The 20,922-nt window shown below is 38.9% G+C and carries 24 protein-coding genes, 2 tRNA genes and 1 pseudogene; 11 read left to right on the top strand and 16 right to left on the bottom strand.

What is annotated here, in order from left to right; genetic code table 11:
- Positions 1-51: 51 nt before the first annotated feature.
- Positions 52-1,314, bottom strand: coding sequence for a valine--pyruvate transaminase (locus PESP_RS09375; protein ID WP_089347793.1), 1,263 nt, complete (start codon positions 1,312-1,314; stop codon positions 52-54).
- Positions 1,315-1,558: 244 nt separating this feature from the next.
- Between PESP_RS09375 and PESP_RS09370 the strand changes: the two genes are divergently transcribed.
- Positions 1,559-2,719, top strand: a complete 1,161-nt coding sequence (locus PESP_RS09370; protein ID WP_089349134.1) for an endonuclease/exonuclease/phosphatase family protein — start codon at positions 1,559-1,561, stop codon at positions 2,717-2,719.
- 170 nt (positions 2,720-2,889) lie between these two features.
- Positions 2,890-3,309: an MAPEG family protein gene (locus tag PESP_RS09365; RefSeq protein ID WP_089347792.1), complete on the top strand. Its 420-nt coding sequence runs from the start codon at positions 2,890-2,892 to the stop codon at positions 3,307-3,309.
- Between the two features lie 198 nt (positions 3,310-3,507).
- On the opposite strand, the gene PESP_RS09360 is transcribed toward PESP_RS09365, so the two are convergent.
- On the bottom strand, positions 3,508-5,355 hold the full coding sequence (locus PESP_RS09360) for an ABC transporter ATP-binding protein (RefSeq protein ID WP_089347791.1): 1,848 nt from the start codon (positions 5,353-5,355) through the stop codon (positions 3,508-3,510).
- Positions 5,356-5,447: 92 nt separating this feature from the next.
- On the bottom strand, positions 5,448-6,287 hold the full coding sequence (locus PESP_RS09355; protein ID WP_089347790.1) for a hypothetical protein: 840 nt from the start codon (positions 6,285-6,287) through the stop codon (positions 5,448-5,450).
- A gap of 243 nt (positions 6,288-6,530) precedes the next feature.
- On the opposite strand from PESP_RS09355, the pseudogene PESP_RS09350 reads away from it, so the two are divergent.
- Positions 6,531-6,935, top strand: a pseudogene (locus PESP_RS09350) (GFA family protein).
- Here PESP_RS09350 and PESP_RS09345 read toward each other — a convergent pair.
- Positions 6,936-7,625 carry a polyamine aminopropyltransferase gene (locus PESP_RS09345; RefSeq protein ID WP_245852050.1) on the bottom strand — a complete coding sequence of 230 codons (690 nt, stop codon included), beginning with the start codon at positions 7,623-7,625 and terminating at the stop codon, positions 6,936-6,938.
- Positions 7,626-7,964: 339 nt separating this feature from the next.
- Here PESP_RS09345 and PESP_RS09340 point away from each other — a divergent pair, with 339 nt between their 5' ends.
- The gene (locus tag PESP_RS09340; protein WP_089349133.1) at positions 7,965-9,368 is read left to right on the top strand and encodes a M28 family peptidase; all 1,404 of its coding nucleotides are present in this window, start codon (positions 7,965-7,967) and stop codon (positions 9,366-9,368) included.
- Between the two features lie 142 nt (positions 9,369-9,510).
- Positions 9,511-9,957, top strand: coding sequence for a DUF4826 family protein (locus tag PESP_RS09335; protein ID WP_089347788.1), 447 nt, complete (start codon positions 9,511-9,513; stop codon positions 9,955-9,957).
- An 81-nt stretch (positions 9,958-10,038) separates the two neighbouring features.
- On the opposite strand, the gene PESP_RS09330 is transcribed toward PESP_RS09335, so the two are convergent.
- The 5 genes from PESP_RS09330 to mnmA all read right to left on the bottom strand — a co-directional run bounded on the left by PESP_RS09330 (position 10,039) and on the right by mnmA (position 14,832).
- Positions 10,039-10,497, bottom strand: coding sequence for a GNAT family N-acetyltransferase (locus PESP_RS09330; RefSeq protein ID WP_089347787.1), 459 nt, complete (start codon positions 10,495-10,497; stop codon positions 10,039-10,041).
- A 9-nt stretch (positions 10,498-10,506) separates the two neighbouring features.
- Positions 10,507-11,652 (bottom strand): ribosomal protein uL16 3-hydroxylase, encoded by a 1,146-nt coding sequence (locus PESP_RS09325; protein ID WP_089347786.1) that lies wholly within the window; start codon positions 11,650-11,652, stop codon positions 10,507-10,509.
- Between the two features lie 74 nt (positions 11,653-11,726).
- Entirely contained in the window at positions 11,727-13,097 is a 1,371-nt protein-coding gene (purB, locus tag PESP_RS09320; protein ID WP_089347785.1) for an adenylosuccinate lyase, read from the bottom strand.
- A 32-nt stretch (positions 13,098-13,129) separates the two neighbouring features.
- The gene (gene hflD / locus PESP_RS09315; RefSeq protein ID WP_089347784.1) at positions 13,130-13,732 is read right to left on the bottom strand and encodes a high frequency lysogenization protein HflD; all 603 of its coding nucleotides are present in this window, start codon (positions 13,730-13,732) and stop codon (positions 13,130-13,132) included.
- Complete coding sequence (gene mnmA / locus PESP_RS09310; RefSeq protein ID WP_089347783.1) at positions 13,732-14,832, bottom strand: tRNA 2-thiouridine(34) synthase MnmA; 1,101 nt, start codon at positions 14,830-14,832, stop codon at positions 13,732-13,734. The genes hflD and mnmA overlap by 1 nt, the downstream gene beginning before the upstream one ends.
- A gap of 470 nt (positions 14,833-15,302) precedes the next feature.
- On the opposite strand from mnmA, the gene PESP_RS09305 reads away from it, so the two are divergent.
- The 3 genes from PESP_RS09305 to PESP_RS20590 are packed head-to-tail and all read left to right on the top strand — an operon-like array spanning position 15,303 to position 16,170.
- Positions 15,303-15,500 (top strand): hypothetical protein, encoded by a 198-nt coding sequence (locus tag PESP_RS09305; protein WP_089347782.1) that lies wholly within the window; start codon positions 15,303-15,305, stop codon positions 15,498-15,500.
- Positions 15,482-15,754, top strand: coding sequence for a GGDEF domain-containing protein (locus PESP_RS20595; RefSeq protein WP_245852047.1), 273 nt, complete (start codon positions 15,482-15,484; stop codon positions 15,752-15,754). The genes PESP_RS09305 and PESP_RS20595 overlap by 19 nt, the downstream gene beginning before the upstream one ends.
- Positions 15,751-16,170, top strand: a complete 420-nt coding sequence (locus PESP_RS20590) for a diguanylate cyclase (protein WP_342744496.1) — start codon at positions 15,751-15,753, stop codon at positions 16,168-16,170. The genes PESP_RS20595 and PESP_RS20590 overlap by 4 nt, the downstream gene beginning before the upstream one ends.
- Positions 16,171-16,205: 35 nt before the next feature.
- Here the strand turns inward: PESP_RS20590 and PESP_RS09295 are convergent, their stop codons facing one another.
- Genes PESP_RS09295 through PESP_RS09265 form a run of 7 tightly spaced genes read right to left on the bottom strand, consistent with a single transcriptional unit; the run spans position 16,206 to position 19,345 of the window.
- Positions 16,206-16,646 (bottom strand): NUDIX domain-containing protein, encoded by a 441-nt coding sequence (locus PESP_RS09295; protein ID WP_089347781.1) that lies wholly within the window; start codon positions 16,644-16,646, stop codon positions 16,206-16,208.
- Positions 16,639-17,322 carry a pseudouridine synthase gene (locus tag PESP_RS09290; RefSeq protein ID WP_089347780.1) on the bottom strand — a complete coding sequence of 228 codons (684 nt, stop codon included), beginning with the start codon at positions 17,320-17,322 and terminating at the stop codon, positions 16,639-16,641. Before PESP_RS09290 ends, PESP_RS09295 begins: the two co-directional genes overlap by 8 nt.
- Positions 17,322-17,651, bottom strand: a complete 330-nt coding sequence (locus tag PESP_RS09285; protein WP_089347779.1) for a TusE/DsrC/DsvC family sulfur relay protein — start codon at positions 17,649-17,651, stop codon at positions 17,322-17,324. The genes PESP_RS09290 and PESP_RS09285 overlap by 1 nt, the downstream gene beginning before the upstream one ends.
- Before the next feature lie 3 nt (positions 17,652-17,654).
- Positions 17,655-17,921, bottom strand: coding sequence for a DsrH/TusB family sulfur metabolism protein (locus PESP_RS09280; RefSeq protein WP_089347778.1), 267 nt, complete (start codon positions 17,919-17,921; stop codon positions 17,655-17,657).
- Entirely contained in the window at positions 17,918-18,274 is a 357-nt protein-coding gene (locus PESP_RS09275) for a DsrE family protein (protein ID WP_089347777.1), read from the bottom strand. Before PESP_RS09275 ends, PESP_RS09280 begins: the two co-directional genes overlap by 4 nt.
- Positions 18,271-18,624: a sulfurtransferase complex subunit TusD gene (tusD, locus tag PESP_RS09270; RefSeq protein ID WP_089347776.1), complete on the bottom strand. Its 354-nt coding sequence runs from the start codon at positions 18,622-18,624 to the stop codon at positions 18,271-18,273. Before tusD ends, PESP_RS09275 begins: the two co-directional genes overlap by 4 nt.
- 55 nt (positions 18,625-18,679) lie before the next feature.
- Positions 18,680-19,345, bottom strand: a complete 666-nt coding sequence (locus PESP_RS09265) for a Bax inhibitor-1/YccA family protein (protein WP_089347775.1) — start codon at positions 19,343-19,345, stop codon at positions 18,680-18,682.
- A 251-nt stretch (positions 19,346-19,596) separates the two neighbouring features.
- On the opposite strand from PESP_RS09265, the gene PESP_RS09260 reads away from it, so the two are divergent.
- The 3 genes from PESP_RS09260 to PESP_RS09250 all read left to right on the top strand — a co-directional run bounded on the left by PESP_RS09260 (position 19,597) and on the right by PESP_RS09250 (position 20,854).
- Positions 19,597-19,687 (top strand) — tRNA-Ser (locus PESP_RS09260).
- Between the two features lie 52 nt (positions 19,688-19,739).
- Positions 19,740-19,830: transfer RNA gene (locus PESP_RS09255), tRNA-Ser, on the top strand.
- Between the two features lie 178 nt (positions 19,831-20,008).
- Positions 20,009-20,854 carry a LytTR family DNA-binding domain-containing protein gene (locus PESP_RS09250; protein WP_089347774.1) on the top strand — a complete coding sequence of 282 codons (846 nt, stop codon included), beginning with the start codon at positions 20,009-20,011 and terminating at the stop codon, positions 20,852-20,854.
- Positions 20,855-20,922: the final 68 nt, after the last annotated feature.

The raw sequence follows: 20,922 nt of genomic DNA, 5'->3' as shown, positions 1-20,922 counted from the left end.
GTAGCTAACGTTTAGGTGTTAGCCACCTTGCTAAGCTATTTTTAAACAGTACTACATAATAAGCGCTTTAATTGCCTCAAGGCCTTTTTTAAGTGTTGCCTCATCGTTGGCGTAGTTAATACGTACGCACTGGTGCTTGTGCTCCCAGCTATCTTCAATACCGATAAAAAAGTTATGGCCAGGAATTATATATACGTCTTGCTCTTTGAGTTTTTGATAAAGCATTTCGCTGGTTATTTTTGAGTCTTTAAACCACAGCCACATAAAAAATGCGCCTTCGAGTTTATGTAAATATACGGGTAAGTCTGCAAAAATTTCATCAAACAGACTAATTGCAATTTGTGCTTTGTTTTTATAAAAAGGCAACACGGTATTTTTACACAAAGGCAGTAGCTCACCATCGTTAATTAAGCGCGTGACTAAGCTTGGTCCAATGGCGTTAGGCGATAACACCATAGAGCCATTAACGCGGCCAATGGCTTTAATTATCTCGTTATTTGCCACCACAATACCGGTGCGCAAACCTGGTAAGCCAAGTTTTGAAAGCGACATACACAATATAATGTTTGAGTTCCAAGTGAGGTTTGCATCGGTGTAAATACAGCCTGGGAATGGGTCGCCATAGGCATTATCAATAATAAGAGGAATATTATATTTGTGTGCAAGGGCATCTAGGTGGCGTACTTCTTCATCGGTTATGACATTACCGGTTGGGTTGGTTGGGCGTGATACGCACAGCGCGCTTATGCTGCTATCTTGAGCAAGTACTTTTTCAACCGCGTCAAAATCAATCACGTATTTAAATTGTTTTGAGCCATTTGAAGTATTTAAAATTTCAATGTCGGGCTTTATAGCCACAAACATATCATCAGATAAACCTTGGTCGGCGTAGCCTACGTACTCAGGCGCAAGAGGGAAGAGTATACGCTTGGTACTGCCATCACTCATTTTGCCTGCTAACATATTAAATAATACAAAAAAGTTAGCTTGGCTGCCGTTACCCAGTGCTACGTTATTGGCAGTTAACCCCCAGCTAAACTCGCTATTAAGTTGTTTGGCAAGGGCTGCTCTAAATTCATCGTTACCGGTTGGGCCATCGTATAAGCCAAACACTTGCGACACTTTATTGCTGGCTACTAACTTTTGTAATTCATCTAAAAATACGGCATTAACCTCTGGTACTTGTGCGGGGTTACCACCGCCAAGCATAACAATATTTGGGTTATTGCTGCTATTTGCGCTGCCTAAATCTTCCATAAGCTGCGTTATACCATTGGGTTGTGTAAATTTAGTACCAAAGTTTGAGTAGTTCATAATGCCTGTATTACGTTAATAACGGGGCAGGCAGTATAGCGTAAATTACGGCTTTAAATTGCATGTTGAGAATAATTCACGGCTTAGGATTTTAGGGCCGATGAGGTATAATTAAGCTACTTAAATTAGCAGGACTCGTGTTATTAGTAATTTAGAATCTTCTTTACATCAAAATGTGTCAGCTACGAGTGATTTACACGTACCCGCGGTTAAAAATACGCAACTTAAAATAGCCACATTTAACCTGTTTAATTACCTTGAGCCGCCCAATGCATATTATGAATTTGAAAAAATTTATACCGCAGAGCAGTGGGCCCGCAAACAACGCTGGATTATCGATTATTTAAAACAACACGCACCAGATGTAATTGGTTTTCAAGAAGTGTTTAGCATTGAATCGCTACAAGCGCTAATGGCGCAGCAAGGTTACGCGTATTTTGCTGTAGTTGACTCGCCAGAGGTTATTGATGACTTTATTTATAAAAGCCCTGTAGTTGCCATCGCCTCTAAATACCCTATAACTGCCACAGAGGCGGTTAAGCACAATACTGCTCTTGCAAGTGAACTCGGCCTGCGCAGTGACTTTACGTTTAGTCGTAAAATAGTAAGAGCCACTATCTCATTACCCCATGTAGGTAGTACCGATTGCTACGTTGTGCACTTTAAGTCTAAACGCCCAATGATAGAGCCTGAGATAAACACGAATGCATTGGCTACCTCTGCTAATGAGCTGACACCTGAGAAAAACATAATAGAAACATTAAAAGCTAACGTTGCAGGCTCGTGGGGATCAACCGTGCAGCGCGGCAGTGAAGCAACATTACTCATGATTGAAATGATAGCACGGCGCGAAGCCACGCAGTTCCCTATGGTGCTAATGGGAGATTTTAATAACGAGCTTGCCGATGGTGTGCTTAGCCACTTGCTCACAAACACATTACGTTTTGCCCCTGCTAATGATGCTAAAGCCTACCTTGCTAAATATTGTTTAAATGATTCGTGGGATTTATATACAAAAGCAAAGCTAAGCCAGCTCGCTGAGCACAGCTTATCGCCAGCTACTGTAAAAACAAAGATTAACGAGGCTGAAAACACGCTTGCTCCTTATACTGATGAAGCAAATATTAGCGATGCAGTTAGTAATATTAGTGACAGTCAAACAGTTGAAGAGCAAAACCAGTTACCCTGTTTAACGCGTAAACCTAGCCATTATTATGGTACAAGCAGTTCAGTGCTTGATTATATTTTACTTTCTTGTGAATTTGACCCAAGTTACGACGACAGCTTTTTTGAAGTGAGTAATCATCATACCTACGACAGACATTTAATAAACCCAGAATATGAACGCGATGATTTAACGACTGATCACGGTGTTATTCTCATCACACTCACCTTAAGAAGCTAATAGTTTTATATTTGAGTGCTTTTAGCTTACTGGGTAACATTTATAAATTAATTTGCAGTTATTACACATAAAATTAGCTAAGCGTAAAAAATCTATTAAATATCAATAGATTAATTGAGGCCTAATATTTGCTTTAGCTAATCAGTTAAAATAATTTTAAGGATTTAATGATGACTGAAGTAGCACTTTCTGCTTATATAGCGTTTTACGCGTACTTAATTATGTTGGTTGTGCAGTGGTCTGTTGCCACATTTAGTAAAGCAAAACAGCCTAATGCTGTACCTGGTAAAATAGACGAAAACTTATCGCATGGCAGCTTTATTTTTAGAGCACATCGTACATTTCATAACACCTTAGAAAATAGCGCGTTGTTTATAGGTACTGTGTTATTTGCGTTTGTTATTAATTACCAAAGCCCTATATTTGCTATGTGTGTGTGGGTGTATGTAATAGCGCGTTTAATTCATATGGCACTTTATTATTTTATTGCTACAGAGCAAAACCCAAGCCCGCGAACTTACTTTTTCTTAATTAGCTTTATTGCCAACATTGTTATGCTAATTTTAATTGGACTTAGGTTAATTGCATAATGGGTGGGGTATATTACTCAGATTAAGCTGAGGACTATATTGAGGTTAAATTACATGTTTTTAACGCACTTGGCGTTAGGGGCAATTCCTCAAACCGTTTAAATATTAGAGTAAATTGGTGTTAGCACCTAATAAAAAGCGAAGCGTTATTTTAGCGCTTCGCTTTTTATTTTTAGGTTAAGTTTCGCTTTAAAGCGTTTAATCTACACCAATAAATCCGCCAGTTTGGTGTACCCAAAGACCTGCATAAATTCCATTCTGGGCGATAAGCTCTTCGTGGCTGCCTTGTTCTACAACACCGCCTTGATCAAGGACTATTAATCTGTCCATTTGCGCAATGGTTGATAGCCTATGCGCAATTGCTATAACCGTTTTACCTGTCATTAAGTCATCAAGGCTTGCTTGAATAGCCGCTTCTACTTCTGAGTCGAGCGCGCTGGTGGCTTCATCAAGTATAAGTATGGGTGCATTTTTAAGTAACACACGTGCTATGGCAATACGTTGGCGTTGCCCACCAGAGAGTGTAACGCCTCGTTCGCCAACTTGTGCATCAAACCCTTTATTGCCTTTGCTGTCTTCTAAATCGCTAATAAAATCGAGCGCTTTGGCTTGTTTTGCAGCGCTAAGCATTTCTGTTTCAGACGCATCGGGGCGGCCATATAAAATGTTATCTTTTACTGAGCGATGAAGTAGTGAAGTATCTTGCGTTACCATGGCAATATAGCGGCGCAGGCTTTCTTGGCTTACATCAGTAATATTTTGATTATCTATTTTAATGGTGCCAGAGTCAGTATCGTAAAAACGCAGTAATAAATTAACTAAGGTAGATTTACCTGCGCCAGAGCGACCCACTAAACCAATTTTTTCACCGGGTTTAATATTTAGATTTAGGCCATTCATTACAGGGCTGCGATTTGTTTCGTTGGCAGCTTTACCGTAGTTAAAGTGCACGTTTGTAAATTCAATGCCACCTTTTGTAACTTCAAGCGTTGTAGCGTCTGGTTTATCATCAACTTTAATAGGGGTAGAGAGTGTTTTCATACCATCTGTTGTGGTGCCAATGTTTTCAAACAGGCTGCTTATTTCCCACATTATCCACTGTGCCATACCATTTAACCTAAGCGATAAACTTACAGCTACAGCTATGGCTCCTGCGCTAATCGCGCTTAATGACCACAAATAAAGTGATAAAGCGGCAACGCTAAATACTAATAAGTAATTAAGGCTATTAATGGCAAAATTGAGGCTGGTTACCAAACGCATTTGTTTATACACAGGCTGTAAAAAAACGTCCATGCTTTGCTTTGCGTATTGCTCTTCACGCTGTGTGTACGAAAAAAGTTTAATGGTCGATATATTTGTATAACTATCGACTATACGGCCGGTCATTTCAGAGCGTGCATCTGCTTGCGAGCTAGCAATTTTTTTAAGTTTAGGTACAAAGTACATTTGAATGCCAGCATAAACAACAACCCAAACTAATAGCGGAAGCATTAAACGCCAGTCAGCTTCTGCAACTAAAAATACCATGGCACCAAAATAAACCACAATGTACATAAGTACATCAAGGAGTTTCATAACGGCTTCGCGCACAGCGAGTGAGGTTTGCATTACTTTTGTGGCGATACGTCCTGCAAACTCGTTTTGATAAAAGCTTACGCTTTGACGTAGTAAATACCTGTGAGCCGACCATCTTATCGACATAGGGTAATTACCTAATAAAGCCTGATGTAAAATTGCAGAGTGAAAAAATACCACAATTGGTAACACAACTAGCAGTATTACTGCCATTTTTATGAGTTCAGATTTTTGCTCAACAAACAACGTTTGAGGTGTATACGTTCCTAACCAGTCGACCAATTGCCCCATATAACTAAAAAGTGACACCTCTAATATGGCAAGCATTGCAGCACTAATAGACATTAAAACTAAAGATAGTTCCATCCCTTTAGTGTAGTGACGACAAAACGCAAATAAAGTAGAAGGCGGCTGAGTTGGTTTTTGCTCAGGAAATGCGTTGGTCATTTTTTCAAATAGTCGATACATTTTATAAACTTAAATGACAAATAATAGATCCCGATCATATCATTTAAGTACGAGGCTGTTTATCTTTAGTGATCAAATATAGCGTAGTATTTTTAGCGAACAGGATTTGTAAGATTTACGCCTTTTACCATATAAATATCGTCATAACGTAAACCGCCATTTCCATAAGGCTTTTTTAGTGGGCCGGTGTTGCAGTTAGCTAAAAAGTAAGTAAGAGGGAGCTCGCGTTTCATTCTAAAGGTGGCATTTTTATACACTAATGTTTGGTTTTTAAATTCACCGCCTTGCACATACACGTTATATTGCTGGCCCTGCATTTTTACCGACGCATTATTCACAACAAACCAAATGTTATACCAACTATTAGTGTTTAATGGTTGGGCTGGCTGAGCAAGGGCGTAATTTTGTATATCACTGTATCCGCTATGTGTTTTAACCATTAAAGCGCCCGTATTAACCAAGCCGTTTGATTCGGTTTTATCGGTTACTCTTAAGGTGGCCTCAAACGCGTCGTAACCGTGTTCATTTATTTGTGCTGGGGCTAAATTACTCAAGCCAAAGGCATGATTGTTAGGAAATGACGCAACATTAATACGCGTAAAAAAAGTGTAGGTTTCACCAACAGGCACTGTTTTGGGTAGTTTTTTATAGCTAAGGGCTTTTCGGTTACCAACAATACCGTGTTCAGCTGGTTGCTTAATTAAAAAATGATTTAATCCTTTAGTGGTATGCTCACGTTCAATTTTAGTTATTTGAGGGCTAGGTACATAAGGTTTTGTTTGATTATCGGTATCGGCTTTTGTCCAACCTGTTAGTGGTTGTTCAAAGTTATCGACCATTAACCAAGGTGAAGAAGGGGCGTTTTGTTGGTTTTGGCTGCACGCCATTACACTAAAGCAACTTGCTAAAACTAAACATTGTTTAATACGCATAGATCTTCATCACTCATTTATAATTTAAATTGGTAAACCAATATTTCTTTTTAAGTTTCCATATTAATAAATCTATATAACCAATTTGTTTTGGTTTAGTCAACCAATATATGAGAGTTTATATTAAGACCAACTTTACTTAACTTAGACTTGTTACACTGACTAAGAGAACTTTCGCTTTTGCGCTAAAAGGGTATGATTACTTTAAACAAAACTAATAAAAAGACTTTAAAAAGGACGTATATGTACACCGGAAGCTGTTTATGTGGAGAAGTGGCGGTTGAAATTAAAGGCGCTATTAGCAGTATTATTCATTGTCATTGCTCGTTATGCAGGAAAAACAGTGGCACTGCGTTTGCTACCAATGGGTTTGTAAACACAGATGAGTTTAGTGTTACTAAAAGAGCAAGCAAGCTCAGCTAATACAACTTTAAAATAGGGCGCTCACGTTTTTTTTGCTCTTGTTGTGGTTCACCAATTTATAGTGCCAACGCTGATGATAAAACTCGTATTCGGATTCGCTTAGGGTTAATAGATAGCGACATTACCGAGCAAGTATTATCGCATAATTTTGTAACCTCTAAGGCTAACTGGGAACAACTAGAAACCAGCCTTGCGTGTTACGAAAAACACGAACCAGGCCGGTAATTACTCTATATGATAAATACTGTTTATGTCGCTGTGTAATGAAGGTGCAATGGTTTTAAACAGCGCAGCATGTTTAATTTCATCTTTATTGACGTGTATTAAGCTTTGATTTGAAAGCATTACAACAATATTTTTGTATTCGTTAAATTCTATTAAGGCAATGCATTTAAAGTACTGCCTTAGCATAACCAATAAAGTTTGTAGTTCTTGGCCTGTTTTGGGGTTTAAGTTAATCAGTATTTGCGCCTGTGCATTACAGCAAGCACACACATTTTGCCAAAACGAATCACTCGATAAAAAGCCTTGGTGTATGTCGCCACTGAAAATATCTATGGTAATTACATTGTATTGAGTATTACAGTGCTGAATAAAATGCTCTGCGTTTTGTAAATGTACAGGGTGATTGTTTGGTAATTTAAAGTATTGCTTTGCAATGCTTAGCATATCAGGATTAATTTCTACGCTTTCGAATAACGCTAACTCATTTATAAAAGGGGTGTTTTTATATAAATGCGTGATTGCACGTTCAATCCCAGCGGTGCCTAAGCCAAGGTTTAAAATTTTTAATGGCTGAGCGCTTTTTAATAAAAATAACAGCATGCACTGATTAACGGCAATAAGCAGTTGCTCATTGTGGTTTAGGTTCATTACACCTTGAATAGTAATATCGGTATGGTTAGTTTGTGCCAATGTTAACCACCTATATTGCTCATTTTCATAGACACAAATAGGCCCGAATTGGTTTTCGCTATTAGCTATCAAATATTTTGGTGTGGTATTGGCTTTAAGCTGGCGCATAATTTACAAATACTAATAATGAGATGCATAGTTTGCCATGAATGAGCTGCATGTTTACAGGTTAAATGTGTAACAAGGTTTGTAAGAATATAACCCAATGTAATTACGCTCAACATTAATGCTTTAAGATTTACTGCGTTTGAGCTTACTTGTTCAAAGCTTTAACTCAAATACGTTGCACAAAAAAGTATGTTAGGTAATGGTGAAGCTATAAAAAATAAGGAGCAAATAATGCGTAAGTCACCTTTTAAAATAACAACAAAGCTAATTAAATTAAGTGCTGTTACAGCCGCATGTAGCATTGGGCTAATGGCTCAAGCTAATGCAAGCGTAAAGTATAGTGATCAACAAAAGTTACACGATATTGCCGCTCAAGTATCACCAGAGCGTATAGAAACTGATATTCAAACACTGGTTAATTTTGGTACTCGCCATACGCTCTCTGATACTAAATCAGATACCCGTGGTATTGGCGCAGCAAGGCGCTGGATAAAAAAAGAGTTTGAAAAAATATCAGCGCAATGTGGTAATTGCCTAGAAATAATCGAAGTTAAAGATACTATATCGGGCGAAAAACGTATTCCTAACCCTGTTGAAGTTGTAAATATTGTAGCAATTCAACGCGGTGTTACAGAGCCTAATCGCATGGTAATGATGTCTGGTGATATTGACTCGCGAGTGAGTGATGTTATGGATTTTACTAGTGATTCACCAGGTGCAAACGATAATGCATCAGGTGTAGCAGGGGTATTAGAATCGGCCCGTGTACTAAGCCAATATAAATTTAACGGCTCAGTGGTGTATGCTGCGCTTTCGGGTGAAGAGCAGGGGTTATTTGGCGGAAAAATACTTACCGCTTTTGCACAAAAGCATGATTGGCAAGTTCATGGTGTTTTAAATAACGATATGATTGGCAACATTACCGGTATTAATGGTGTAACTGATAATACAACCGCGCGTATTTTTTCAGAAGGAACCCGTGTTGTTGAAACTAAAGAGCAAGCGCGTACAAGACGATTTACTGGCGGTGAAGTAGACTCAGCGAGCCGTAATTTAGCCCGCTATATAGATACAATTGCAGATAGGTACATTCCAAATTTAGATACTATGCTCGTTTATCGATTAGATAGATTTGGCCGAGGTGGACACCATAGACCTTTTAACGATGCAGGCTTTGCAGCAGTACGAATTATGGAAACAAATGAGCATTACGATCGCCAGCATCAAGACTTACGGACTGAAAACGGTGTAGTATATGGTGACACTATCGATGGGGTTGATTTTGATTACACTGCAAAATTGACTTCATTAAATGCGGTGACTATGGCGTCAATGGCCTGGGCGCCAGCACCGCCTAAACAAGTTAAAATAGAAGGCGCAGTTAAGGCAAGTACTACGCTATCGTGGCAAAGTTCGGATGATGCAAACATAGCGGGTTACCGAATTTATTGGCGTTATACAAGTGAGCCACAATGGCAGTTTAGCCAAGATGTTGGCAAAGTAACAACGGCTACCCTTAAAAATGTGGTTATTGATAACTATTATTTTGGTGTAGCAGCGGTTAATAAAGAGGGGATTGAATCACCTGTGGTATTCCCTGGAGATGTAGGCTCGTTTGATCACAATATTAAATAGGGCTTTATTTGCTGCGTGCTAGTCACAATAGTGCTTAAAAACGCAGCAAACGGTACTTTAAAGGTGTAAAGCTGCTCTTTAGTGCTTGCACCTTAATTGTTATGCCCTTAGAGTGTAAAAAAAGTAGTAAAGGTTAATAAAAATGACTCAACAAGAAAAAAAACCGTTAACAGCACAAGAGCAAGCATTAGCAGAGCAACAGCGTGTTGCATGGCAGCGTGAATGTTTTCAAAATGCGCAAAAGTATTTAGCTGAAAAAGGCATTATGCCTAAGACAGTGGTAGATAAAGATAGCCGCTTTTTAGCACCGCTTTGTGCTATGTGGAAGTTTAAAGCACAAAACGGCAAAACATATTGGGTAGTTACCGGGCGTTTACCAACTGACCATGCTGAAGTAAGTGCTGCAAAAGATGCGCGTGAAGCTATGCGTTATTTTTCATTGCAATGGCAGTTAAAAGCAGACCAAATAATTAATGCAGGTGTACGTGATAAAACGCAGGCAGATTTTGCTAACTTATTAATAAACCGCGCACATGGTTTATACGAAATGCACGAAAACGAACAGCTTTGGGCTAACGAGCCTAAATAATTTAAAATAATAAGTGGCATTTAGTGAATATCACGTCATTAAGTGCTTTTTTATGAGGACTAAGAATTTTTCACTATGGTGTTAATGCACTAACGTAAATGGTTTAGTTACAAACTGCGATACTTCACATAGCATGCGCTGCCTGGGTATGCCTGCTTCCATAAACACACCACCTTGCTGTTTAAAACCATTACGTTTAAAGCGCTCAACTTCATTTAAGATACAATTAATACTAATGGCTTTATGGCCATCGTTTGCGGCAAGTTGAACAATAAAGGTTAGCAGCGATGTGTAAACATGGCGATTACGGTGCTCAGGTAGCACCGCAATACGGCCAATTAGACCGTCTGTACAAAGCCTGCCAGTAGCAACAGGCGATTTGCAATCATCGGTAACTAATACGTGGTGGGCAAGTTTATCGTGGCTATCAAATTCTATGCGCTTAGGTATGTGTAATTCGTAAACAAACACCTTTTCGCGTATTTGCTGAAGTAGGTCTTTTTGTATATCCCAGTCAACTTTATTAACTTGATAGCCCATAGTTCACCCCTAGTTAAACCAAATTCCCTCATTAACTAGTGTAGTAAAAGTTTGAATAAAAACTAGGCTGGGTTGAGCCGCGTTTAAATCTTCAGTGCTAAAATAGCTGTTATCGGTTAGTAGTTTAACGGCATTTAAATCTGACAATGGCAGTGTGTAGTTCTCACCATTAATACTTAACAGTAAGGTGTCTTCGAGCTGCTGGTAAATAGCACGGACCCCACCTAAGCGTTCAAATTCTTCATCGTTACTTGTAATTATCTGCGTTAATTGATCGTCAGAGATTGGCTCTTCTAGCGGGGCTAAGTCCATTTCGTGCTTGGGTTGGCTTAGCGTGTTACCTAACCATTGCTTAAATAATTCATCGTTATTTAATAGCGCTTGCATTAGCGTTTTAACTTTATCTGTTTCGCTATCAAGTAGTTCCCCCTTAGATTCTCTGAGGGTAAGGGTATGATCGGTGTAGCGCTTTTGGCCGCTATCTGTGTCAATAATATGATCGGCAAAACTTGACAGTAAATCTTGTTGGTTAGGCGCTCTAAAACCTACTGAATAATTTAACGCGTTTTCTATCGCGTATCCTTCATGTGGGCAGCCCGGTGGAATGTATAAAATATCGCCAGGTTCTAAAATGCAATCTATTACAGCTTCAAATTGCTCAACTTGTAATAGCTTTTTATTTTGTGCAAATTGCTTAAGTGTTGCATCAGGAAGACCTACACGCCAGTGGCGTTTACCTTCACCTTGAATAATAAACACATCATACTGGTCTAAATGCGGGCCAACGCCGCCTTTAGGTGTTGAATAGCTGATCATTAAATCATCTATGCGCCAATTTGGTATAAACCTAAAAGGTTCTAATAGTTGGGCTGCATCGCTATGCCAGTGATCAACCGCTTGTACTAATAAAGTAGCGTGTTGCTGAGTTAATTTTTCGAAGTCTTCAAATGGGCCTTGGTATGCTTGCCAATCATTATTGTGGTTGGTAACAATACGCGACTCTGTACTTTCTTCCATTGCAAGCCCTGCGAGTTCTTCTGCTTCTATCGGGTCTTGAAAGTCAGTAAATCCTTGTTTAATTAACAGTGGTTTTTTTTGCCAAAATTGGTTCAAAAACGCTTGCTCTGATAGGTCGTTAATTTTTAATTGGTACATACAAAGGGCCTTTATTTTTAAAACAAAAAAGCGAAAGGGGTGAGCCTTTCGCTTTTTATCTAGCAAGTTAGTTTTTAAACTAAGTTGTCGATAAACTCAACAGCGCGACCAATGTAATTAGCAGGCGTTAGTTTTTTCATTTCTACTTTTGCATCTTCAGGTAAGTCTAAACCATCAATGAAGTCAGCCATAATTTCTTGATTAACACGTTTGCCACGGGTTAAATCTTTTAGCTTTTCATAAGGTTTTTCGATACCGTACTTACGCATTACCGTTTGAATAGGCTCAGCGAGTAGCTCCCAGTTTTGATCAAGCTCGTCAAGTAAACGTTGCTCGTTTACCTCAAGCTTGCTTACACCTTTAAGTGTTGATTGGTAAGCAATAAGTGCATAGCCCATACCTACACCTAAATTACGTAGTACTGTAGAGTCGGTAAGGTCACGCTGCCAGCGAGAAACGGGTAGCTTTTGTGCAAGGTGAGCAAATATAGCATTTGCTAGGCCTAAGTTACCTTCTGAGTTTTCAAAGTCGATAGGGTTAACTTTGTGCGGCATTGTTGAAGAGCCAATTTCGCCTGCAATTGTTTTTTGCTTAAAGTGGTTAAGGGCAATGTAACCCCAAACGTCACGGTCAAAATCAAGCAAAATTGTATTAAAGCGGGCAATAGCATCAAATAGTTCAGCAATGTAATCATGCGGTTCTATTTGCGTAGTGAACGGGTTAAACGTTAAACCAAGGCTTGTTACAAAATTATCAGCATGTGTATGCCAATCGTAATCTGGGTAAGCACTTAGGTGAGCATTGTAGTTACCAACAGCGCCATTAATTTTGCCTAGCATTTCTACTTGAGCGATTTGGTCGCGTTGGCGTTTTAAACGCATATATACGTTAGCAAACTCTTTACCCATAGTTGATGGTGTAGCAGGCTGCCCGTGCGTACGTGTCATCATTGGCACTGCTTTGTACTCAATTGCTTTTTCTTTAATTGCATCAAGCAGCTGGTCGCAGTATGGCAATAATACTTTATCACGTGCTTCTGTTAGCATTAAACCGTGAGAAAGGTTATTGATGTCTTCTGAGGTACATGCAAAGTGAATAAATTCGTTAATTGCGTGTAATTCGCTGTTATCGGCTACTTTTTCTTTTAGTAGGTATTCAACCGCTTTAACATCGTGATTAGTGGTGCGTTCAATGTCTTTTACGCGTTGTGCGTCTGCTTCGCTGAAGTTATCAACAATGGCGTTTAAAAGCGCGTTAGCGTCGTCGCTAAAAGCCGGTACTTCTTTAATATCGCTTGCTGCAGCTAAAGCTTGCAACCAACGCACTTCAACGGTTACGCGGTATTTGATTAAGCCAAATTCGCTGAAAATACTGCGTAGTTCAGTGGTTTTGCTGCCGTAGCGACCATCCACTGGAGAGATAGCGGTTAACGCTGAAAGCTCCATAATAACTCCTAAATTTTAGTTTTGAACGATAGTTAAATTTTTGTTTTTGCAATAGCGAGAATTTTTCTTTTTGCAAAGAAAAAATGACGGCGTTTACCGCCCATTTGTCGCCATAATACAGCACTGCGAATTCCTGCCAGTAAAAGAGCACGGATCTTATTTTGCGTTTGCTGCTGTTTTAATAACTCGGGTTTACCATAAACCTGAATTCGGTGCCCAAGGGGGCTCAGCACCGACGAGTATATATCTGCTAAACCGGCCACAACGGTGTCATCGGTTATAGAAAAGTGATCTAAGCGGCGATGAATGTCGTCAATTCGACGGCCAAGCTCAGTTAAACTTTTTGGGTTGTTATTTAAAATGCGTTCAAGCTGCATTAAACCACCTACATATTTAACTATTTCAACATCTTTTTGAGCGCCCGCTGTGAGCTGCGCCATTAGTGTTTTATAGCCATCACGTAAATTATGCGTACCTTGGTAAACATCAACCGGCGATGCCGGTGATGTTTGAACAATACTTGTAAATAACACGTCTAGATCTGAATCGTTTGCGCTGCCGTACTGCGCAATTTTTTGTACTTGTTTTGCAACTTGGCACATGGCAGCAAGCGCCATGACTTGGTGTTCATTCATTACTTAATCACCGAATCAATAATACCACCACCTAAACACACATCTTCGGCATAGAATACGGCTGATTGGCCAGGGGTAACGGCTTTTTGTGGCTCATCAAATAATACGCGTGCCATACCATCTTTACCAACCAAAAGCGTACAATTTATGTCTTCTTGGCGGTAACGGGTTTTAACGGTGCAACGTGTTGTGCCTTGCGGGCCAACACGGTCTACCCAGTGTAATTGGTTTGCGTTAAGACCATTGCTATATAAACGAGGGTGATCTTTACCTTGCCCTACAACTAATACGTTACGCTCTACATCTTTATCAACCACGTACCATGGTTCACCTGAGCCTTCTTTCATACCGCCGATAAGCAAACCTTTTCGCTGGCCTAGTGTGTGGTACATTAAGCCCTCGTGCTCACCCACGTTATTGCCATCAGTGTCTTCAATTACGCCAGGTTGAGCAGGTAAAAACTTTTGTAAAAAGTCTTTAAATTTACGCTCACCAATAAAACAAATACCTGTGCTGTCTTTTTTATCGTGGGTAATTAAATTTTGCTCTTCAGCTATACGGCGTACTTCTGGTTTAGCAATGTCGCCTACTGGGAATAAAGTTTGGCCGATATGTTCATGGCTTAATGTGTATAAAAAGTAGCTTTGGTCTTTATTGTCATCAAGGCCGCGACACATAACATGTTTATCACCACGTAATTCTCTGCGTACGTAATGGCCCGTTGCGATGTAATCTGCACCTAGTGCTTGTGCTGCAAATTCTAAAAAGGCTTTAAATTTAATTTCTTTGTTACACATTATATCTGGGTTGGGTGTACGGCCTGCTTTGTACTCTTCTAAAAAGTATTCAAAAACGTTGTCCCAGTATTCTGCTGCAAAGTTAACAGTGTGAAGCTCAATGCCTAATTTATCACACACAGCTTGTGCGTCTTTTAGATCATCAGCGGCTGCACAGTATTCGTCATTGTCATCTTCTTCCCAGTTCTTCATAAACAGGCCTTCTACTTGGTAGCCCTGTTGTTGTAATAAATATGCAGATACAGAAGAATCAACACCGCCGGACATACCAACGATGACTTTAATGTGACTATTTTCGCTCATGAATAATTTCGCTTATACAGATTGCTGTTAACTTGGAAAGGCCGCGATTATAGCACGCATTTTGTTTTTGCTTAAAGAGAGGAGTAGCGCAAACAGACGTTTTTGTCGTTATTTTATTCATATAATAAATAGCAAATAAGACTGAAACGCATTTGAGGCAAAAAATAGCTAAAAATTGAAATAAGTGATTGTAAAAAGTTATTTAGGGGCCATTATTGCGCATTGTTGGTGGTAATAATGCTTTTTTACCTTGTTCTTGATAGGAAATTCAGCTGCAAGTAAGATTTAGCGTATTAGACTCACTTTTTATTAAAAATATTTTCAACGGAATGAATATATGATTTACGCCTTCCAGGTAAAAAAGCTCTCAACGTTAATACAATATTTTGCTGTAAACTCACAAGATGAACTGAATGAGTTACTCAAAATGCCTACAAGCGACTTAAAACGTGATACGTATACGGTTTTTCATGAAGTTTTTGAGAACATTTCCCCCCACAGATGCCAAGCAAAACAGTCCTATTGATGAGATTTTCAATGCTGTCTCAAGTTCTTTTGAATTAGTTGGCGAGCCAGAAGCTGCCTTGTTTGAGACTATGAAACGCTGGTGGGATGAATGGTATTTTGCATTAAGTATGGATAATTCGCTTTGTGGCAGTCAGCATTAGATATAGGCAATGAAACTGGGCAAGATATACCGGTAAATGACTATAACGTTACCTGTAAAAATGGCACTGAAATTACCATGGAAGTGTCAGGCATTAATTTAGGCGATGAATACATTGCAGTATTTAACGATGCAACCAAGCGCTTAGAAGATCAAAATGTTTTACGCGATATGGCTTTTCTAGATTCGTTGACGCAAATTGCTAATAGACGCCGGTTTGATGAAAAACTAAGTAAAGAGTTTGAAAAGCCATAGAGTGTGGTGACGACTTAGCCATTATTTTAATAGATATTGATCACTTTAAATTATTTAACGACCGCTATGGGCATGTAGAAGGTGATTTGTGTCTATACAACGTTGCGCAAGCAATAGCCTGCACAGTAAGCAGAACAGAAGACTTTGTAGCGCGATACGGTGGTGAAGAGTTTGTAGTGCTGCTGCCTCAAACGGATAAGCAAGGGGCTTTATTTATTGCTGAGCATATTCAAAAGGCAATAGAGGAATTACAAATCCCTCATGCAGATAGCTTTACTGGCTACCTAACACTGAGTATGGGTATAAACGCAATTAATAAAGATGTTGAGTGTGCACAAAAAGACTTTATTAAAGCAGCCGACAGCGCACTGTATTATTCAAAAAGGCAAGGTCGAAATTGCTTAGCGCTCAGCTAGCTGATGGTTAAGTAAGCGCTTTAAGCAATAGTGTGTTAATCGTCGTAAATAAAGTCTAAGCTTTGCAGCGGTCGCGCTTGGCTATCTTCAATGCATTGCAGCACTAAATGGCTTCTTAAAGGAAGCGTTTTAATATGCTCTACTGTATGCCAGTTTGCACTAATAATATCGTTATCAAGAGGAATTGGCTCATCATCAATGTTTTCGCCGTCAAACATAAAGCAAAACCGTAAATAATGAACGCCGTTTGCTGCGTGTAAATTATAAATACCGATTAAGCCCATTGGCGCTAAGGTTAAGCCTGTTTCTTCAAGGAGCTCTCTGCTAGCCGCTTGTGCTAAGGTTTCTTTATCCTCTAAATGCCCTGCAGGTTGGTTATAACAGATTTTTTTAGTAAATTTATCGCGCTCTTTTACTAATAAATAATAGTCATTTTTTTTAACAATGGCAGCCACAGTCACATGAGGTTTATGCATTTACGTCGCCTTTGATAACGCTGTATTGGCCAGAATCAATCCCATCAAGTGTATAATTACCAATACTGTAACGAATAAGCCTTAAAGTAGGGTGGCCAATGTGCGCTGTCATGCGTCTTACTTGTCTGTTCTTACCTTCATTAATGGTAATACTTAACCACGTAGTAGGAATTGATTTTCGCTCTCGAACAGGAGGCTGCCTGTCCCATAGTGTAGGTGGGTCAATTATTTTAACATTTGCAGGAAGCGTTAGGCCGTCTTTAAGTTCTACGCCTTTACATAATGCATTAATCGCCTCTGTGCTAGGTTCGCCTTCTACTTGTACCCAGTAGGTTTTATTGGTTTTTTTATTAGGCGCAGTGAGGGTATTTTGTAATTTACCGCAATTAGTTAAAAGCAATAATCCTTCGCTGTCTCTATCGAGTCTGCCTGCGGCATAAACCTCTTTTATTGGGATATATTCAGCAAGCGTTTTTCTGTTTGCGTCGTCCGTAAATTGGCAAAGTACATCGTAGGGCTTATTAAAAAGTACTATTTTACGATCTTTAGCTGCAATTGCTGGCTTAACTTCACGTTTGGTATGTGTACTTTTAGTCACTGCACTGCGAGAGTAACTTCTACCAGTTGTTCGTTTGGTACTCGATTTTGATGTGCGGTTTAACGGTTTATTAGCCATTAAATACACCTAGCAGGTTTTGGTAAGCCGGCAATTTTAGTTGCTTGTTTAGCCGGACCTTTAGGAAACAATTTATACAAATAAATACTGTTACCTTTATCTTCACCTAGCGCTTTTGCCATCGCTTTTACAAGCATTCTTATTGCTGGGCTTGTATTGTATTCTAGGTAAAAGTTTCTTACAAAATTAACGACTTCCCAATGCTGTTCGCTAAGCGTTATGTTTTCTTGCTCTGCTATTACGGGCGCTAACTCTTTTGACCATAAAGTATGGTCAAGTAAATAGCCTTGTTTATCAGTTTCAATGTGTTGATTGTTAAATTCAAGCATGGGTTACCAGGTAATAGATTGGTTAGTAGATAAAGTAAGGGCAACAAACTCATCGTAATTAATAAGTGTTTGGCCAAGGCTTAGTTTAATTGCGCGTGCATGCGCATCTTCTAAAAGCAATAATAGCGAATCATTTAATTGCATATACTGCTTAGCTGCGTAGCAGGCATCGCCTACAAGAAGTACTTTATCGGTGTCTTTAATTATATTTTCAAGCTGGGTTGAGTCGTAATAAGCCAGTGGTTTTGAAAAAATATGTAATGTACTCATAGGTTCACCACAAAATGCTGCTTTGCAATAAGTTGTTGTTGCTCGGTATAGTTTAAGCTGATGGAATCAATAATTAATTGCGATTTATTTAAGCCGTAATCCAGTAAAGATTTTTCGCACACATAAATGTTTTCAACTTCATAAATTTCGAGTGTTTTTATATTTTTAAAAAAATCTTTTAACCCCAGCGGGTGTGTAGTTTGATTGTTTTTTAACGCAAGCACTGCAGGGCCGCTAAATAGCCAACTAATATTTTGCTCAACGGCTGCAAAAATCAGTGACATATCTAACGCATCTCTAATATTTAGCTCATCAAATGGGCTTGACTGACTCATCACTAGAACGTTTTTCATTTAAACTGTATCCATTTATCGGCATCACTGGTAAGCATTGCAAATTCGGCAAGCCCAGCCACGCTAAACACACCGGTATGCTTACAATTTAACGCACGCTTTTCTGCTGCTGTAATACACAGCATTAAATTAATGTTTTTATCTGCAAGCTGTTGCCAAAGTGTAGGGATCTGAAGCTCGTCAGAGGCAAGCTCAAAGTTCTCTGAAGCATGGTAAATACCGTTTTGATACAAAAAAAGTGCATCAATTGTGTGGCCTTGAGCCAAACACGCATGCGCAAACTTAATTATGCGCTGCGTTGTATCGTGATCTGATGGTGGAGTATGTAAAGAAAGAACAAATCGTGCCAAAACAATTCCAATAAAAAAGCCCCAATAAAGGGGCTATTTTAACAGAACTATTTAATTAGTCATCACTTGCGCCAAGAAGGTGCAGTAATGAAGTAAATAGGTTATACACATTTAAGTATAAAGATACTGTAGCACGGATGTAGTTTGTTTCACCGCCGTTGATAATACGGCTAGTATCAAACAAAATTAAGCCAGACATAATTAACACAACAGCAGCGTTAAGCACCATAAACATTAGCGAGCTGCCAATGAAAATGTTGACTATGCTAGCAACAATAACAACGATTAAGCCGACTGTTAAAAAACCACCCATAAACGAGAAGTCTTTTTTTGTGTTTAATGCATAAGCCGATAGACCCAAAAATATTAATGCAGTTGAACCAAGGGCCTGCATAATAAGCATTGGACCATTAGGCATAGCCGCGTAGTAGTTAAGTAGTGGGCCAAGGCCTGCGCCCATACAGCCTGTAAAAGCAAATACCCAAAATACGCCTGAAGCTGAGTCTGCTTTTTTGTTTACAACAAATAATAAACCAAACGAAACCAGTGTGAACACAATTCCCATAAAGTAAGGTAATTGTAATGCCATTGAAATACCCGCCGTAACAGCACTAAATGCTAATGTCATGGCCAGTAAGAAATAGGTGTTTTTAAGTACCTTGTTTGTTTCAATGGTCGACATTACCGGTTTAGCGGTATTGTACGAATGATTAAATGCCATTGTAGAGCTCCTTTAAGTGAAACATGTTTGTTTCGATAATTTAACTAAAATTAGATTACCAACTCTTATATGTTTGGGCAAACCTTTGTAGATCAATAGAGTGTTATTTTTTAATTAAAGTTCATTTAACCACCAAAAAGGAAGTTTTTGTTTTATCTTTAAACAAATTAATTGTTTTTTAAGCACTTAAACAATTTTTTTAAAAAAAAGCTTCACAAAGCCAATGGGTTTCCCTATTATGCAGGCCGTGCGGAGAGATGGCAGAGTGGTCGAATGCACCGGTCTTGAAAACCGGCATAGGTTTGTAGCCTATCTAGGGTTCAAATCCCTATCTCTCCACCACCTAATTACAATAACTATGAGTGCACTCTTACTTGTAGTTTATAGCACTTTAGGAGAGATGGCAGAGTGGTCGAATGCACCGGTCTTGAAAACCGGCATGGGTTTGTAGCCCATCTAGGGTTCAAATCCCTATCTCTCCACCATTATATTAAAGCCCGCTTAAAGCGGGCTTTTTTGTATCTACGGTTTATTATCAGGCCACCTTTAGGTTTTCTCGCTTATTCCCCATTTCGGTTTGCTATTAGCCGCTATTAATAGATCATTAACATGTTAATGTGTTACTTTTATTTTTTAGATTTTAAAATTGGTAATTAAAATAGTATGTTGTGGCTCAAGGATGATTTACCTTCAAGAAAACTTATTGTTTATCGTGCAGTGATGTTCTCGTTGGTAACGTTGTTTGTCTTATTTGTATTCCAGCCTTTTGGCACAATTAACGATACATCGTCATATAAAATACTCAGGCTTTCAGGCTATGGTTTAGTCACTTTTGTTGCGTTGCTATTATCGGGCTTTATTGAAATAGTGCTGTTACGTTATGATTTTTATAAGCCACTTCGTATTATGCTTATAAGCGGCCTTTATATTTTAATTTGCGCTTTATTTAACCACGCTTATTTTGTTGTGGCGTTTTTAGGAAAGTGGCATTGGCAAAATCAGATGCTGTTTATTGTCTATATATTTGCTATTGGCGCATTTCCGCTAATTTTTATGTATATGTTAAATCGCCATGCTAGTCAGTTTAGCATTGATGAAACACCACAGCCGCAACAAAACAAGCAAAGTGAAACCCTTCCTTTAGAGCTAGAGCAAATTACGTTAGTGGGCGATAATAAAAGTGATGCAATCAGCATAGCATTAGAGCATATTTTGTTTATAAAAGCGGCTGATAATTATTGCGAAATTAGTGTTTATGACGGACACGCAATACAACAAACTCTACTGCGTATTTCCTTAACTCGCTTACTTAAACAGCTCTCGATTAACTCTGCAATTATTAGGTGCCATCGCTCTTATGCAGTTAATGTAGCCTTTATTCACTCGTATAGTGGCAACGCTGGCGGCTTGCAATTAACACTTAAAAATACACCTATACCTGTTCCTGTATCGCGCAGCTATGTAGATAATGTAAAAGCGGCTTTGTTACTCACCCCAAGTGCTTGTTAGTCATCCCATATACTTGTATTTGATACCTAAAAATGTTGTTAAGCCCTAACAGTTCGTAGTTTTACGAT

Source organism: Pseudoalteromonas espejiana DSM 9414, assembly GCF_002221525.1.
GTDB lineage: Bacteria > Pseudomonadota > Gammaproteobacteria > Enterobacterales > Alteromonadaceae > Pseudoalteromonas > Pseudoalteromonas espejiana.
The sequence above is the reverse complement of the archived record's forward strand: the minus strand, read 5'-3'. Positions and strand labels throughout refer to the sequence as shown.

Bases quoted from the DNA above. Each gene is read 5' to 3' on its own strand.
- PESP_RS09375 (WP_089347793.1), bottom strand. From the start codon at position 1,314: ATGAACTACTCAAACTTTGGTACTAAATTTACACAACCCAATGGTATA.
- PESP_RS09365 (WP_089347792.1), top strand. From the start codon at position 2,890: ATGACTGAAGTAGCACTTTCTGCTTATATAGCGTTTTACGCGTACTTA.
- PESP_RS09360 (WP_089347791.1), bottom strand. From the start codon at position 5,355: ATGTATCGACTATTTGAAAAAATGACCAACGCATTTCCTGAGCAAAAA.
- PESP_RS09355 (WP_089347790.1), bottom strand. From the start codon at position 6,287: ATGCGTATTAAACAATGTTTAGTTTTAGCAAGTTGCTTTAGTGTAATG.
- PESP_RS09340 (WP_089349133.1), top strand. From the start codon at position 7,965: ATGCGTAAGTCACCTTTTAAAATAACAACAAAGCTAATTAAATTAAGT.
- PESP_RS09335 (WP_089347788.1), top strand. From the start codon at position 9,511: ATGACTCAACAAGAAAAAAAACCGTTAACAGCACAAGAGCAAGCATTA.
- PESP_RS09330 (WP_089347787.1), bottom strand. From the start codon at position 10,497: ATGGGCTATCAAGTTAATAAAGTTGACTGGGATATACAAAAAGACCTA.
- PESP_RS09325 (WP_089347786.1), bottom strand. From the start codon at position 11,652: ATGTACCAATTAAAAATTAACGACCTATCAGAGCAAGCGTTTTTGAAC.
- purB (WP_089347785.1), bottom strand. From the start codon at position 13,097: ATGGAGCTTTCAGCGTTAACCGCTATCTCTCCAGTGGATGGTCGCTAC.
- hflD (WP_089347784.1), bottom strand. From the start codon at position 13,732: ATGAATGAACACCAAGTCATGGCGCTTGCTGCCATGTGCCAAGTTGCA.
- mnmA (WP_089347783.1), bottom strand. From the start codon at position 14,832: ATGAGCGAAAATAGTCACATTAAAGTCATCGTTGGTATGTCCGGCGGT.
- PESP_RS09305 (WP_089347782.1), top strand. From the start codon at position 15,303: ATGAAGTTTTTGAGAACATTTCCCCCCACAGATGCCAAGCAAAACAGT.
- PESP_RS09295 (WP_089347781.1), bottom strand. From the start codon at position 16,646: ATGCATAAACCTCATGTGACTGTGGCTGCCATTGTTAAAAAAAATGAC.
- PESP_RS09290 (WP_089347780.1), bottom strand. From the start codon at position 17,322: ATGGCTAATAAACCGTTAAACCGCACATCAAAATCGAGTACCAAACGA.
- PESP_RS09285 (WP_089347779.1), bottom strand. From the start codon at position 17,651: ATGCTTGAATTTAACAATCAACACATTGAAACTGATAAACAAGGCTAT.
- PESP_RS09280 (WP_089347778.1), bottom strand. From the start codon at position 17,921: ATGAGTACATTACATATTTTTTCAAAACCACTGGCTTATTACGACTCA.
- PESP_RS09275 (WP_089347777.1), bottom strand. From the start codon at position 18,274: ATGAAAAACGTTCTAGTGATGAGTCAGTCAAGCCCATTTGATGAGCTA.
- PESP_RS09265 (WP_089347775.1), bottom strand. From the start codon at position 19,345: ATGGCATTTAATCATTCGTACAATACCGCTAAACCGGTAATGTCGACC.
- PESP_RS09250 (WP_089347774.1), top strand. From the start codon at position 20,009: ATGTTGTGGCTCAAGGATGATTTACCTTCAAGAAAACTTATTGTTTAT.